Annotated in this window: 11 protein-coding genes; 9 read left to right on the top strand and 2 right to left on the bottom strand. The window is 73.9% G+C overall.

The window, feature by feature from the left end:
- Positions 1-147 precede the first annotated feature (147 nt).
- The 7 genes from PV789_RS16790 to PV789_RS16760 all read left to right on the top strand — a co-directional run bounded on the left by PV789_RS16790 (position 148) and on the right by PV789_RS16760 (position 9791).
- On the top strand, positions 148-1038 hold the full coding sequence (locus PV789_RS16790; protein ID WP_274973512.1) for an ABC transporter ATP-binding protein: 891 nt from the start codon (positions 148-150) through the stop codon (positions 1036-1038).
- Positions 1035-2090 carry an iron-siderophore ABC transporter substrate-binding protein gene (locus PV789_RS16785; RefSeq protein ID WP_274973511.1) on the top strand — a complete coding sequence of 352 codons (1056 nt, stop codon included), beginning with the start codon at positions 1035-1037 and terminating at the stop codon, positions 2088-2090. Before PV789_RS16790 ends, PV789_RS16785 begins: the two co-directional genes overlap by 4 nt.
- Positions 2087-4189, top strand: coding sequence for an iron ABC transporter permease (locus PV789_RS16780; RefSeq protein ID WP_274973510.1), 2103 nt, complete (start codon positions 2087-2089; stop codon positions 4187-4189). The genes PV789_RS16785 and PV789_RS16780 overlap by 4 nt, the downstream gene beginning before the upstream one ends.
- A 37-nt stretch (positions 4190-4226) precedes the next feature.
- Positions 4227-5324 carry a peptidase C39 family protein gene (locus PV789_RS16775; RefSeq protein ID WP_274973509.1) on the top strand — a complete coding sequence of 366 codons (1098 nt, stop codon included), beginning with the start codon at positions 4227-4229 and terminating at the stop codon, positions 5322-5324.
- Positions 5325-5451: 127 nt separating this feature from the next.
- Entirely contained in the window at positions 5452-5775 is a 324-nt protein-coding gene (locus tag PV789_RS16770; protein ID WP_274973508.1) for a putative quinol monooxygenase, read from the top strand.
- Between the two features lie 660 nt (positions 5776-6435).
- Positions 6436-7722, top strand: a complete 1287-nt coding sequence (locus PV789_RS16765; protein WP_274978160.1) for an HNH endonuclease signature motif containing protein — start codon at positions 6436-6438, stop codon at positions 7720-7722.
- Between the two features lie 602 nt (positions 7723-8324).
- Entirely contained in the window at positions 8325-9791 is a 1467-nt protein-coding gene (locus PV789_RS16760) for a glycoside hydrolase family 43 protein (protein ID WP_274973507.1), read from the top strand.
- 36 nt (positions 9792-9827) lie between these two features.
- On the opposite strand, the gene PV789_RS16755 is transcribed toward PV789_RS16760, so the two are convergent.
- Positions 9828-10469: a DAK2 domain-containing protein gene (locus PV789_RS16755; protein ID WP_274973506.1), complete on the bottom strand. Its 642-nt coding sequence runs from the start codon at positions 10467-10469 to the stop codon at positions 9828-9830.
- 38 nt (positions 10470-10507) lie between these two features.
- Positions 10508-11506 carry a dihydroxyacetone kinase subunit DhaK gene (locus tag PV789_RS16750; protein ID WP_274973505.1) on the bottom strand — a complete coding sequence of 333 codons (999 nt, stop codon included), beginning with the start codon at positions 11504-11506 and terminating at the stop codon, positions 10508-10510.
- A gap of 232 nt (positions 11507-11738) precedes the next feature.
- Here PV789_RS16750 and PV789_RS16745 point away from each other — a divergent pair, with 232 nt between their 5' ends.
- Positions 11739-12512: a DeoR/GlpR family DNA-binding transcription regulator gene (locus tag PV789_RS16745; RefSeq protein WP_274973504.1), complete on the top strand. Its 774-nt coding sequence runs from the start codon at positions 11739-11741 to the stop codon at positions 12510-12512.
- Between the two features lie 20 nt (positions 12513-12532).
- Entirely contained in the window at positions 12533-13939 is a 1407-nt protein-coding gene (locus PV789_RS16740; RefSeq protein WP_274973503.1) for a GntP family permease, read from the top strand.
- The last annotated feature ends 10 nt before the right edge of the window (positions 13940-13949 follow it).

Here is a 13949-nt window from a genome sequence, read left to right as displayed (position 1 = left end):
TGAGTGAGTGAAGGCTAACCTAATCTCCCGATCGGGCGCCCGTGCTCGTGTTCGGCCGTATCCGCTGGTCGGACAGTGTGCGCACGCGCTCCGCGCAGTGCCGCGTCCGTCCTCCGCCACGGCCGCCGCGGTCCCGGCACGCCCGGCGTGCCCAGTGCCGTGACGCGCGCGCACGCCCTGAGCGGGGACCGGCTGGTCCTGAGCTACGGCAGCTCCACGGTCGTCCACGGGGCCTCGCTGACCCTGGAGGCCGGGCGCGTGACCGCCCTGGTGGGGCCCAACGGCAGCGGCAAGTCCACGCTCCTGCGCTCGCTCGCCCGACTGCACCGCATCGACGAGGGGCAGGTCACGCTCGGCGGCGGGGACGGGGAACCCGGGCGTCCGGCCTCCCTGCTCAGCGCACGCCGGTTCGCCCGGGAGGTCACCCTGTTCGCCCAGGCCCGGCCCACGCCGGAGGGCCTGGCGGTCAGGGACGTCGTCGCGTTCGGACGCCACCCCTACCGGCGCGGCCTCGCGGGGCTCTCCGACCAGGACCGGCACGCCGTCGAGAACGCGATGGACGCCACCGGCGTGCGGGACATGGCCGACCGGGCGGCCGGACAGCTCTCCGGCGGAGAGATGCAGCGCGTCTGGCTCGCCACCTGCCTGGCCCAGGACACCGGCGTCGTGCTGCTGGACGAGCCCACCAACCACCTGGACCTGCGCTACCAGGTCGAGACCCTCGACCTGATCCGCGACCTCGCCGAGGAGCACGGGGTCGCCGTCGGCGTCGTGCTGCACGACCTCGACCACGCCGCGCGCGTCGCGGACACGCTGCTGCTGCTGAGCGCCGGATGCGTCCACTCCGCGGGCGACCCGGCCGAGGTCCTCACCAGTCGAAACCTCAGCGAGGTCTACGGCATCCGGGTCGAGGTCGCCCACGACCCCCGGACCGGCCGCCTGCGCATCGACCCCGTGGGCCGCCACACGGCCCGTCCCCGGTCCGCGGACGCGGACCACCCGAACACCGCAGAACAGAACAGAGAGAAGCACCCATGACCCGTCTCCCCCGCCTCGCGACCGCGGCCTGCGCCGCCCTCGCCCTCGCCGTCACGGGATGCGGCACCACCAGCGTCGAGGAGGCCGAGGCCGGCGGCGTCGCCGCACCCGCCTCCGAGAGCTGCGCCGAGGACACCACGACCACGTCCACGGGCCCGGTGTCGCTGACCGACGGTGTCGGCCGACAGGTCGAGCTCGACCAGCCCGCCGAGCGCATCGCCGTCCTGGAGTGGCAGCAGGTCGAGGACGCGCTCACCCTGTGCGTCACCCCCGTGGCGGTCTCCGACACCGAGGGCTACAGCACCTGGGTGAGCGCGGAGGAGCTGCCCGAGGGCGTGACCGACATCGGCAACCGCGAGGAGCCCGACCTCGACACCCTGTACGCGCAGAACCCCGACCTGGTCATCGTCGAGGCCTTCAGCGCCGACGACGAGATCATCGCGCAGCTGGAGGAGCGCGGGGTGCCCGTCCTCGTCACGCTGGGCGCCGACCCGGCCGACCCCGTCGGGAACATGCGGCGCGTCTTCCAGATGATCGGCGAGGCGACGGGGCGCACCGAGCGCGCCGACCAGGTGATCGGGGAGTTCGACGCCCACCTCGCCGAGGCCAAGGAGCGGGTGGCCGCCGTCGACCTGCCCACGAAGGACTTCCTGTACTTCGACGGGTGGCTCCAGGGCGGCAACCTCACCATCCGGCCCTACGGCGAGGGCGCGCTGTTCACCGCCCTCGGTGAGGAGCTCGGGATGACCCCGGTCTGGACCGACGAGATCAACGAGGCCTACGGGGACGGCGGCGTCAACCCCTCCTACGGCCTGGCGCAGACCGACGTCGAGGGGCTCACCGCCGTGGGCGGGGCCAACCTCTTCTACGCCAACGACGAGGGCGTCGGCGGCTACGTGGAGGCGCTGGGGGAGAACCCGATCTGGAACTCCCTCCCGGCCGTGGAGGAGGAGCGGGCCCACGCCTTCCCCCCGCGGATCTGGGGCGCGGGCGGCCCGCGCTCGACCGCGCAGGCCGTCGACGCCTTCGCCGACGCGATCACCCAGGAATGAGCGGACCGGTTCAGGCCCCGCCCCGTCGGTCCCCGCTGCCGCGCGTCGGCGCGCGCGGCGGCGCCGCCGGGGCGGCGGTCCTCGCGGGACTGGTCACCGCGATCCTCGCGGTGGCCGTGTTGCACCTCACGCAGGGGACCTCCGGCGTGGGGTGGTGGGACCTGGTGCGCTACGCGGCCGGGGAACGGGAGGCCGTCGACGGGGTGCCGGTCGGCGACGTGCTGGCCGGATCGCGGCTTCCTCGCCTGTTCGCCGGTGTGGCCGTGGGCTTCGCCCTCGGCGTCGCCGGGGCGCTGTTGCAGTCGGTCACCCGCAACGCGCTCGCCTCCCCCGACACGCTCGCGGTCACGGCGGGGTCCTACCTGGCCCTGACCCTGGTGGCCGCGTTCGGGTTCGCCGTCCCGCTGTGGGCCTCCGGCCTGGTGTCCTTCACCGGGGGGCTCCTGGCCGCCGCGCTCGTGCTGGGACTGGCGGGCAACGCCGCCGGAACGGCCACGACGCGGCTGATCCTGGCCGGTTCTGCGACCGCGATGGCCCTGGACGCGGCGACCGCGATGCTGCTGATCCTGTTCAAGGAGAACACCACCGGCCTCTTCGCCTGGGGGAGCGGCTCCCTGGCCCAGCTCAACATCGACGCGTCCCTGCGCGCGATGCCGCTCATCGTCGCCGTGCTGGGCGCGGCACTGCTGCTGAGCCGAAGGCTGGACGTGCTGGGCCTGGGCGACGACACCGCGGCCTCGCTCGGCGTGCCCCTGCGCTCGACCCGGACCGCCGCGGTGCTCTGCGCCGTGCTCCTCACCGGAGCGGCGGTGACGCTGGCCGGCCCGATCGCCTTCGTCGGTCTGGGCGCGCCCGTGCTGGCGCGCCTGCTCGCCGGGTGGATCCGGCCGCTGCGGAGGCACCTGCTGCTCGTGACCGCCTCCGGGCTCCTGGGCGCCCTCCTGATCCTGCTCGCGGACGCCGGGCTGCGCGCGCTGCTCGGCGCCGAGGGCGCCGCCTCGATCCCCACGGGAGTGCCCACGGCCGTGCTCGGCGGCCTGCTCATCGTGGTCCTGGCCCTGCGCCTGCGCGACGCGGGCCCGGTGCGCCGACCGCCGGGCGCGCGGACCGGGCCGCGCACGCGGCGGCGCTTCCTCGTCGTCCTGCTGGTCGCGGCGGCCCTGCTCGTCTCGGCGGCGCTCGTGGGCCTGCTCGCGGGCAGCCTGTGGCTGCGCACGGGCGACATCGCCCTGTGGCTCCAGGGGAGCGCACCGGACCTGATCGGCCGGTCCCTGGACGAACGGTTCCCCCGCGTGGCCGCCGCCGTGCTCGCCGGAGCGGCGCTGGCCCTGGCCGGAAGCGCCGTCCAGAGCACCGTGCGCAACCCGCTCGCGGAGCCCGGACTGCTGGGCATCACCGCAGGAGCCGGGCTGGGGGCGGTGATCGTGGTGACCGCCAGCCCCGGCAGCGGCCTGCCGTCGCTGGTCACCATGGCGCTCCTCACGGGCCTGGCCACGTTCGTGCTGATCGCCGTGCTGGCCTGGAGGGGCGGGCTGCGTCCTGACCGGTTCGTGCTGATCGGCATCGGGTGCGGGTACAGCCTGAGCGCGGTCACGACGTTCCTGCTCCTGCGCGCCGACCCCTGGCAGACCCCGCGCATCTTCACGTGGCTGTCCGGCACGACCTACGGGCGCACCCTGCCGGAGGTCGTTCCGGTCGCGGTGGCGCTCGTGCTGGCGGCGCCGCTGATCATCGGCATGGCCCGCCACCTCGACCTGATCGCCGTGGACGAGGACACGCCCCGCATCCTCGGCATGCGGGTGGAGCGGATGCGGCTGGTGCTGCTCGCCGTCGCCGCAGTCCTGGCCGCCGTCAGCGTGGTCGCGGTCGGGGTCGTCGGCTTCGTCGGGCTCGTGGCACCCCACCTGGCCCGCGCGCTGGTCGGCGCCCGGCACGGGCGCAGCGTTCCGGTCGCGATGCTGCTGGGCGCGCTGCTGGTCTGCGTGGCCGACACCCTGGGCCGCACGCTGCTGGCCCCGGCCCAACTGCCGGCCGGGCTCATGATCGCCCTGGTCGGCGCCCCCTACTTCGTCTGGCTGCTGCGCCGCTCCCGCGCGTGAACCGCCGATCCCCTCTGATCCGCACCAGGAGTACCGAATGCCGTCCCACAGTCCCGACGCGCCCGCCCCGGTCGTCGTCCCCTTCGACCCGGCCGCCGTGCCCGCGCCGCTGGCCCGGATCGCCCCCGGCCCGGTGCTCGAACGCTGGGGAGCCGTCGACCGCTCGGCCCACGCGCCCGAGATCGTGGCCGTCCCCGACGCCGCGGGGGAGGGCTGGGCCGCCGCCGCACTGGTGACGGCGCGCCCGCGCACGGCCTACGCCAAGATCGTCGACGCCGTCGGTGACGTGCCCGCCGCCGCGGCGGCGGTCCTGGCCCGCGCGCGGGGCCGGGGGCTCGTGCAGGTCAAGTGGGAGGGGTGGACGGTCGGCGCGAAGGAGGCCGCAGCCGCCGGCTTCGCACCGCTGGAGGCCCCGCGCGGGGAGGAGGGGGACGGGAACCGTCCGCCTGCAGGTCACGTGCGGTGGCTGGGGGAGGAGTCGGTGGAGGAGCCGCCGTACTACCGCCAGTCCACGAACTTCACGTGCGGCGCCGTCACCGCCCTGGTCGCGCAGGTGCAGGCCGGGGCGGTGCCCCGCGAGTCCGTGGAGCGTCCGGCGGAGCTGACGCTGTGGCGCGACGCGACGAACTTCCCCGCCTGCGAGCCCGTCGGGCTGGGCGTGGCCGTGCGCCGGGCGTGGCCGTCGTCGCCCGTCACGGTGTTCCTCGACGTGGACCGGCCGGTCATGCTCGACTCCTACGCCGGGGACGAGAGGGAGTGGCGCGCCGTCCTCCAGCGCGCGTCGCGGGCGGACGCGGCGCGCGCCGGGGTACCGGTGGACCCGCGCCGCCTGTCCACGGCCGACATCCGCGGCGCGGTCGGCCGGGGGGAGCGCGTGCTGCTGCTGGTCTCCCTGGCCGCGATGCAGGGCTTCGACGTGCCGCACTGGGTGCTCTGCCACGGGGCCGTGCCGGGCGCGCTCGTGGTCGAGGACCCCTGGAGCAACGATGCCACGGGCGACACCTGGGTCGACGCCCACCTGCTGCCCGTGTCCGACGCCGCGCTCGACGCGATGTCGTCGCTGGAGCGGGACGGCTACCGCGGCGCCGTGGGCATCGCGGGGCCGGAGGGCGGGGAACCGCCGCGCCGTTCCTGAGACCGTCCCGGGTCCGTGGACCGGTTCGCCCCGGCCCGTCCGGTTGCCGCCGAGGTCGCCGTTTCTGGGAAAGTGGGGACGGGGCGCGGCACACCGTGTCCCACAGCAGCAACAGGGAGGAGGGACGATGATCCTCATCGTCGTCAAGTTCCGGGTCAAGCCCGAGGTCGGAGACGGCTTCCTGGACGCGGTCGCCGACTTCACCGCGGCCACCCGCGCCGAGCCGGGCAACCTGTGGTTCGAGTGGTCCCGCAGCGTCGAGCGCGAGAACGAGTTCGTGCTCGTCGAGGCGTTCAAGGACGGCGCAGCCGAGGCACACGTCAACAGCGACCACTTCCGCGACGGGCTGGCCGCCATGAAGCCGCTGCTCACCGAGACCCCGCTCATCGTCAGCCGGGCCGTGGAGGGCGAGGGCTGGGACCGGATGGGCGAGCTCACCATCGACGCCTGACCGGTTTCCGTTTCCTCCAGGCAGTGTTCCGGCCCCGGGCGATCGTCCGGGGCCGTTCGCGTGTTTTCCACAGGTGGGATTTGGGGCTGGTCGTGGGTGGTGCGGTGATGGTTTGCTGGAAATAGGGGGGATCCCACCCAGGGGGCGTTTTGGTGTGCCCTAAAGCGCCTCGCCGGGCATAAAGAAATGAGGGGTAGGGAGGGGCCGTCCACAGGGCCCCTCCCTACGCTATTCCTGCTGGGGATTGCTGGCGGCAACGAAAGCGCGCCAGCTGCCGCGAAAGGGTACGGGCTGCGGAGAACGGCGGGCGCCGGGTGGGGGCGTGGGCGACCGACGAAAAGCGGCACCAAAGGCGGGAGCGGCTACCGGAGGGCGACCAACGCCCGGGGTGTGGGGGTGGTCGGGCTCTGCTGCGTCGGCACCAACGGCCAGCAGGCCCTCCGGCCTCGGGCAACGATCCTGGCCCCTGCGGTCGGGGATGGCGACGATCGTGTCAACGGCAAGCGGTTATTCTGGGCGCACCTTTTCGGACACCTTTTGAGCCCGCCTTAAATGTGACCCTCCAATCAAGAGAAGCCCACGGAAAGAAAAGCTTCTAATTCCGGCATTGAATAGTAGAGAAATGACGGTCGCTGGCCTATAATAAGGAGTATGGAGATGATGACCGCAGCGCCCGAGGCGGCCCCCGGGGAATGTTCCCCGGCCGTGGCCGCGCTGGCCGGTGCGCGCGAGATCATCGACCACGCGTTGAACGCCGACGTGCCGCCCGGGGCGGACGAGAGTGCGGCTGAGGAGATCGCGGCGCTGTGGGCGCAACTGGACCAGATCCGGTACCGGGCTCTGGAGCGGATGGCGCGTTTGTACGCGCGGGGTGCGGTGGCCCGCTACAGCGGTTATTCCACGTTGGACAAGTGGTTGGTGCACCACGGCAAGTTGCCCACCTCCCAGGCCAAGGATTTGGCGCGGCTGGCCCAGCATGTGCACGAGGAGTCCCTGCCCGCCACGGTGGAAGCGGTGGAGACGGGCGTGGTGGGGTTGGGTGAGGCGGTGGTGATCGCCAAGGTCACCGACAAGGCCGTCCAGACCCGCGACACCGAGCATTTCCCTGAGGAGCAGGAGTATCGGGGGGGCTTTGAGTCGGCGTTGGTGGCCGCGAAGGTGGAGCGGCCTGCGTTGTCGGTCAACCAACTTCAGTCGGTGGCCCGCCAGGTCGCGCACCGTTTGGACCCCCACCGCCTGGACCGCGACCACCAGGCCGCTCACGCCTCGCGTGGCCTGGTCGTGCATGACACGTTCCAGGGCAGCTACCAGCTCCAGGCGTGGGGCGGCAGTGGGGATGCGTTGATCGTGCGCGCGGCCATCGACACCTTCACCACCCCGCCCTCGGACGAGGACACGCGGTCGCGGTCGCAGCGGGAGCATGACGCGCTCATCGCGGCGCTGCGTTTCGCCACCACCCACACCGGATGCGCCAACGCCCCCGTTCCACTGGCGCAGATCCGCATCGTGGTGCCGGTGCAGACCTACCTGGACACCCAGGGCCAGGAAGTTCCGGCGCTGGACGAGCGCGGACGGGTGGTACCGGTCGGGGTGGTGCACGAGTTGGCCGCCGACTCTGAGGTGGTGCGGATGCTCACCGCCCCGCCCACCGGGCAGGTCCTGGATGTGGGCCACAGCCGACGGTTGGCCTCAGCCCGCCAGCGCACCGCCGCCTTCCACGGGCACACCACCTGCGCCCACCCGGGCGGGTGCGAAGTTCCGGTGGCCCTCTGCCAGGCCGATCATGTGCAGTCCTTCTCCCGAGGAGGACGCACCGTGGTGGCGAACCTGCAACCGCTGTGTGGGCCGCATAACCGGGCCAAGTACCAACGCGAACTGCGCACACACCAGCGGCGAGGACAGGATCATCCGCCCGACAGAATCCTGGTTCCACCGCCCCGGGAATGACCCCGGCCGGGCCGGGCCCCGGCATGCCCACACCCGACAAGAGGCCCGGACCCGTGCTCGCCGTCGTCGCTGCCACCGTCGCCCACCCCCGCCACAGGGGCCGGTCGCGCTGCCCCAGGCTCGCCAGCCCCGCCGCCTTTGGTGCCGACGCAGCAAAGCCGCACCACCCCACAACCTCAGGCGTTGGTCGCCCTCCCGGGCCACTACGCGGCAGCAGGCGCCGCTACCTCCGGCCACCACCCGCGACAAGGGCGTTGAACGGCGTGCCCAGACACCCGCCGCCTTTGGTGCCGACGCAGCAAAGCCCCACCACCCCCGAACGCCAACCGTTGGTCGCCCTCCGCACCACCTCGCGGCAGCAGGTGCCGCTGCCTCGACCACCACCCGCGACCAGAGCGTTCAGCGGCGCCCCCGGACACCCGCCGCCTTGCTGCCGCTACAACAGGCCTCCACCGCTCAGGGACTCGGCGTTGCAAGGGGTTGGCACTGTGCTGGCACTGTGGGGCCGGTACCGTCCGACCGGAACGGAACGGAACGGAACGGAGCGGGCGGGCGCCCGCCCCGCTCCGGGTCGGCCCGGTGGGGCGTGTCACACTCGTTGGGTGACCGAGCCCGAAGTTCCCCCCGGAGGCGGCGTCCTGCCGACCCGCCCGATCCTCGGCGGTTTCCACCCCGACCCCACGGTGTGCCGTGTGGGCGACGTGTTCTACCTGGCGTGTTCGAGCTTCGAGTACGCGCCGGGGGTCCCCCTGTTCCGGTCGCGGGACCTCGTGTCCTGGGAGTGGGTCGGCGCGGTCATGGACCGGCCCTCCCAACTGGTGCTGTCCGGCGCCGCGCCGTCCTCGGGCGTCTACGCCCCGACCCTGCGCCACCACGACGGCACCTTCTTCCTGGTGACCACCAACGTCTCCGACGGCCCCGGACACCTGCTGATGACGGCGACCGACCCCGCTGGTCCGTGGTCCGACCCGGTGCGGATCCGCGGCGCCGGCGGCATCGACCCGGACCTGGCCTGGGACGGGGACGGCAGGTGCCTGCTCACCTGGTCCGACGGCGGCATCCGCCAGGCCGTCCTCGACCCGGCCACCGGCGAGCTGCTGTCCCAGCCGCGTTCGCTGTGGAGCGGCACCGGGGGCAGGGACCCCGAGGGCCCGCACCTGTACCGCGTCGGGCGGTGGTGGTACCTGCTGGTCGCCGAGGGCGGCACCGGCCCCGGGCACGCGGTGACGGTCGCCCGGGGGCCCTCGCCGGAGGGCCCCTTCGAGGCCTGCCCGCACAACCCCCTGCTGACCGCCAGGGGGACGCCGGGCCCGGTGCAGAACACCGGCCACGCCGACCTGGTCGAGCGGCCGGACGGGTCGTGGGCGGCGGTGTTCCTGGGAGTGCGACCCTCGGGCTCCTTCCCCGGCTGGCACGTGCTGGGCAGGGAGTCCTTCGCCGCCGACGTCGCCTGGCGCGAGGGCTGGCCCACGGTGAGCGGACCGGTCGAACCGGGGGAGCCGGCGCGGGTGCGCGCCTCACTGGGCGAGGGGACGCCCGGCCCCGACTGGGTCGGCGCCGGGGTCTTCCCCGACCGGGTGCTGCGGTGGTCGGGGGACCGGTGGCGGATGACGCCTCCCGGGGACGGGCGGGTGTTCGTCGGCCGCCGCCAGGAGCACACGACCATGACTGTCCGGGCCGGGATCGACGCGGACGGGGACGCGGGCGCCCTGGAGGTCCGCGTCGACCCCGTCCACCGGTTCGCCCTGGAGGTCGGGGGCGGACGGGTGCGTGCCGTCGCTCAGACCGGACCGCTCACCAGCGTGCTGGGGGAGGCGCCGACGTCCGCCGACACGGTGCTCGAACTGCGGGTGGAGCCCTCGACGGCGCCCGAGTACAGCCGCGAACGGGGACCGGACGTGGTCGTCGCCGCGGTCCGCACCCCCGAAGGCGCTACCGAGCTGGCCCGGATCGACGGACGCTACCTGTCGACCGAGGTCGCGGGCGGGTTCACCGGCCGCATGGTCGGGGTGAGCTGCGGCCCGGGCGGGACCGGGGTGCGTTTCGTGGAGTACCTCGGCGGCGCCTGACCGGGCCGGGCCCCTCGCCGCGCGTCCGGCCGGGGCTCAGACTCCGACGACCCCCTGCGCTGCCCGGTAGAACAGGGCGACGGTCACCGCGCCGGGGTCCGGGCTGCCCAGGGCGGCCTCACCCACGTAGCTGGTGCGCCCCCGGCGGCCGAGCAGTTCGCTGGTGCCGTCCGCGCCCTCCCGCGCGGCCCGCGCCGCCTCCCGCAGCCCGGCGTGCAGCCCCGCGCCGCGGTCCACGGCCCCGGCCAGGGCCTCCGACGCCGGGGCGACGGCGTCGACCATGGTGCGGTCCCCGACCTCGGCCGACCCCAGCCGGTGCAGGGTCGCCCACCCGTTCGCGGTGGCCTCGGCCACCATCGCCAGGGTGAACGCCTGCGCACCCGCGCCCGCCTTGCCGAACTCGCGGAACCACATGCCGAACAGCGGGCCGCTGGTGCCGCCGCTGTGGCCCAGGAAGGTCTCCGCCATCACCTCGAAGGGCTGCCCGGCCGACCCGGTGGCGGCGGTGTCGGCCAGGGCCTCGCGCGTGCGGCGCAGCGCGGTGGTCATGTTGGTGCCGAAGTCGCCGTCGCCGCTGCGGCGGTCCAGGTCGGTGAGGTGTGCGCCCTCCTCCTCGACCGCGCCGATGAAGGCCTGCACCCACCGCTCGACGTCGGAGGGACTGAGCTGCTCTGCCATGCCGGTGCTCCCGTTCGGACTGTGCTGGGACGGACGTTCTACCAGGTGAGCGCGGGTGTGGCGGCCGGAGCGTCCCACAGCTCCAACACCTCGTCGTCGGCCTCGACCAGGGTGACCGAGCAGCCCGCCATGTCCAGGGAGGTCACGTAGGACCCCACGAGGGAGCGGGCCACCCCGATCCCGGCGGCGTCCAGGACGCGCCGCGCCTCGCGGAACACCCCGTACAGCTCCAGGTCGTGTGTGGCGCCCAGCCCGTTGACGATGGCGACCACCCGGTCCCCACGGCCCAGGCCCAGCGCCTCTACCAGCGGCGAGACCATCGGGGGCACCAACTCGCGGGAGGGTCCGAAGGCCCGCCGTTGTCGGGCCCGCTCGCCGTGGATGCCCACGCCGAACTCCACCTCGTCCGCGGGCAGTTCGAACGAGGGACGCGACTCGCCCGGGTGGGCGCCCGCGGCCAGCGCCACGGACAGGGTGCGGCTGCGCTCGGCCACCCGGCGCCCGAGCGCGGTCAGCTCCGCCAGGTCGGCACCGCGCTCGGCCGCGGCGCCGCAGACCTTCTCCACCGCCACGACCGCCGCCGTGCCCCGGCGTCCCGGGCCCCCGCCGTCGCCGGTGTCGGTGGCCAGGTCGTCGTCGACCAGGACGATCTCGCTGCGCACGCCCGCGTCGGCCAGCAGCTCCCCGGCGATGCGGAAGTTGAGCACGTCTCCGGTGTAGTTCTTGACCACGTGCAGGACTCCCCGGCCGGTGTCGGCCGCCTGCGAGGCCGCCCGGATCTGCACGGCTGTGGGGGAGGCGAAGACGGCCCCCGGCACGGCGGCGTCGAGCATGCCGGTGCCCACGAAGCCCACGTGCAGGGGCTCGTGGCCCGAGCCGCCGCCGGAGACCACCGCGACCTTGTCCGCGGCCGGGCGGGCGCGCACGACGTAGGCGGGGTCGGCGTTGAGGCGCACGTGCCGCGGCCAGGCCGCGGCGAACCCCTCCAGCGCCTCGGACACCACGTCGCCCGGTTCGTTGATGAACTGTCTTCGCATCGGCACGCTCCGTAGTCCTCGCTGCGGCCCCCTGCGGCGCCGTATGCGACATAGCCGTGTGCCGCCCCGCCCAAACGTCCCCGGCCGGGCTGTTCTCGGCCCGGTGCCCGCGTCCTCGCCCCTCGGACGTTATATGCGCGTTATGGGCACATCGGGGCTGACCTCTTGCTCTTCCTTGCGTAAAGCGCGCAGTATGTCCCTGTTCACATGCGCGAAACGAGCAGGAGTGGTCATGCGTCACCAGGGGCTGCTGGACGCCGTCACCGACGGCGTGCAGAGGGTCGAGGACCTCGCGAGGGAACTCGGCATCAGCCCCTCCACCGTGCGGCGCGGGCTGGGCGAACTGGAGAGGGCCGGAAAGGTGGTCCGCACCCACGGCGGCGCGGTCCCCGCGCCCGCGGGCGCCGAACTGTCCTGGACCCAGAAGAGCCTGCGCAACGCCCCCGCCAAGCGGCGCATCGCCGACCACGCCGCCGCTCTGGTCGAGGACGACCACGTCGTCCTGCTGGACGCCGGGAGTACCACCACCTTCGTGGCCGAGCGCATGGCCCGGCGCTCGGGGCCCACCGTGGTCACCTCCGGTCTCGGCCCCATGGCGGCGCTGCACGACGCCGAGGGCATCGAACTCGTCGTCGTCGGCGGGCGCGTGCGGCGCAGGCGGGGCTCCATCGTCGGCGACTACGCGCACGGCGTGCTGGACCGCATCACCCCGCACATCGCCTTCATCGGCGCCGACGGGCTCCTGCCCGGCCGGGGGCTCAACTGCCCCAGCCCCGAGATCGCCGCCGCCAAGGAACTCCAGATGCGCAGCGCCCGGCGGATCTTCGTGGTCGCCGACTCCACCAAGGTCGGCTCCGGCCCCCACCCGTACTGGGCGGTCGTGCCCGGACCCTACGGCCTGATCACCGACGACGGGATCGGAGCCCGCGAGCGTGAGGCCCTCGACGCCGATCCCGCCTGCACCCCCCACGTCGTCGCGGTCGACGCGGGCACGCGACCGCAGTGACCCCCTGAAAGGCACCTGGTATGGAAGTACAGCTCCTCGCGGCACTGCTCCTGGGCGTGGCCACCGTCATCGCCCTCATCCTGTGGTCCCGGCTGGACGCGTTCATCGGACTGCTCGCCGGGGCCCTGGTCACCGGCGTGGTCGCGGGCGTCCCCGCCCCCGAACTGGTGGAGCACCTGACCACCGGCTTCGGCAACACCCTCGCCGGGATCGGCGTCGTCATCGCCCTGGGCGTGATGATCGGCACCGTCCTGGAACGCAGCGGCGGCGCCGACGCCCTGGCCAAGGCCTTCGTCCGCATGGCCGGGAAGGGCCGCGAGGACGTGGCGATGACCGCCACCGGCGCGGTCGTGTCCGTCCCGGTGTTCTGCGACTCCGGCTTCGTCATCCTGCACCCGCTCGCCCGCTCCCTGGCCAGGCGCTACGGCAGGCCGCTGGTCGTGATGAGCCTGGCCCTGGCGGGCGGGCTGTCCATCACCCACCACCTGGTCCCGCCCACGCCCGGCCCGCTCGCCGCCGTCGGTCTCCTCGGCGCCGACCTGGGCACCACCGTCCTGCTCGGCGGGGCCATGTCGATCCTGCTCATCCCGGTCGTGGTGGTCTACGCGCGCTACATGGGACCCCGCCTGGAGGCGAGCGTGGAGTCGGGCCTGGTCCCCGAGAACGCCGCCGCGGGCGGGCCGGGCGCGGCCACCCGCGAGGTCGACGGGGCCGGAGACGCCGCCCCGGCCGCCGGACGCGACATCAGCCAGGAACCCCCGGACCCGGGCGTGAGCGCGCTGACCGCTTCCGTTCCGCTGCTGCTGCCCCTGCTGCTCATCGTGGGCAACACCCTCACCGGCGCGCTCGCCGGGGGCAGCGCGGTCGCCGACGTCTTCGCCTTCCTCGGCAACCCCGCCATCGCCCTGATCATCGGGCTGGTCATCGCCGTCTACACGCTGCCGCCCCGGGGGACGGGGCGCCGGGAGGTCGTCTCCTGGCTCACCGCGGCCGCCGCCTCGGCCGGGATGATCGTGTTCATCACCGGCGCCGGAGGGGCCTTCGGAGAGGTCCTGCGCGCCTCCGGTGTGGGCGACGCGCTGGCCGACGCCGTCTCGGGATGGCCCGTGCCGATGTTCCTGCTGCCGTTCGTGATCGCCACCTTCGTCCGGCTGGCCCAGGGCTCGGGTACCGTCGCCATCATCACCTCCGCCACCCTCAGCGCCCCGATCGTGGCGGCGGCGGGGATCAACCCGGCGCTCGCCGTGGCCTCCGCGTGCGCCGGCTCCTTCGTCTTCTCCTACGTCAGCGACTCCTACTTCTGGGTCGTGACCCGGTTCACCGGCCTGTCCGGCGGCACCGCCATGAAGATGTGGAGCGGGATGACCACCGTGCTGTGGCTGGCCAGCCTGCCGCTGCTGTGCGTCGCCGCCCTGGTCCTGGGATAGGGGGAAGCCC

The sequence above is a fragment of the Nocardiopsis camelliae genome (assembly GCF_028993595.1).
Taxonomy (GTDB): domain Bacteria; phylum Actinomycetota; class Actinomycetes; order Streptosporangiales; family Streptosporangiaceae; genus Nocardiopsis; species Nocardiopsis dassonvillei.
Note: the sequence above shows the minus strand (reverse complement) of the source record. Positions and strands in the feature narration are given on the sequence as shown.

What these genes read in the sequence shown, in the direction of transcription:
- PV789_RS16775 (WP_274973509.1), top strand. Translation starts at nt 4,227, where the DNA reads ATGCCGTCCCACAGTCCCGACGCGCCCGCCCCGGTCGTCGTCCCCTTC.
- PV789_RS16785 (WP_274973511.1), top strand. Translation starts at nt 1,035, where the DNA reads ATGACCCGTCTCCCCCGCCTCGCGACCGCGGCCTGCGCCGCCCTCGCC.
- PV789_RS16780 (WP_274973510.1), top strand. Translation starts at nt 2,087, where the DNA reads ATGAGCGGACCGGTTCAGGCCCCGCCCCGTCGGTCCCCGCTGCCGCGC.
- PV789_RS16745 (WP_274973504.1), top strand. Translation starts at nt 11,739, where the DNA reads ATGCGTCACCAGGGGCTGCTGGACGCCGTCACCGACGGCGTGCAGAGG.
- PV789_RS16765 (WP_274978160.1), top strand. Translation starts at nt 6,436, where the DNA reads ATGACCGCAGCGCCCGAGGCGGCCCCCGGGGAATGTTCCCCGGCCGTG.
- PV789_RS16740 (WP_274973503.1), top strand. Translation starts at nt 12,533, where the DNA reads ATGGAAGTACAGCTCCTCGCGGCACTGCTCCTGGGCGTGGCCACCGTC.
- PV789_RS16755 (WP_274973506.1), bottom strand. Translation starts at nt 10,469, where the DNA reads ATGGCAGAGCAGCTCAGTCCCTCCGACGTCGAGCGGTGGGTGCAGGCC.
- PV789_RS16770 (WP_274973508.1), top strand. Translation starts at nt 5,452, where the DNA reads ATGATCCTCATCGTCGTCAAGTTCCGGGTCAAGCCCGAGGTCGGAGAC.
- PV789_RS16750 (WP_274973505.1), bottom strand. Translation starts at nt 11,506, where the DNA reads ATGCGAAGACAGTTCATCAACGAACCGGGCGACGTGGTGTCCGAGGCG.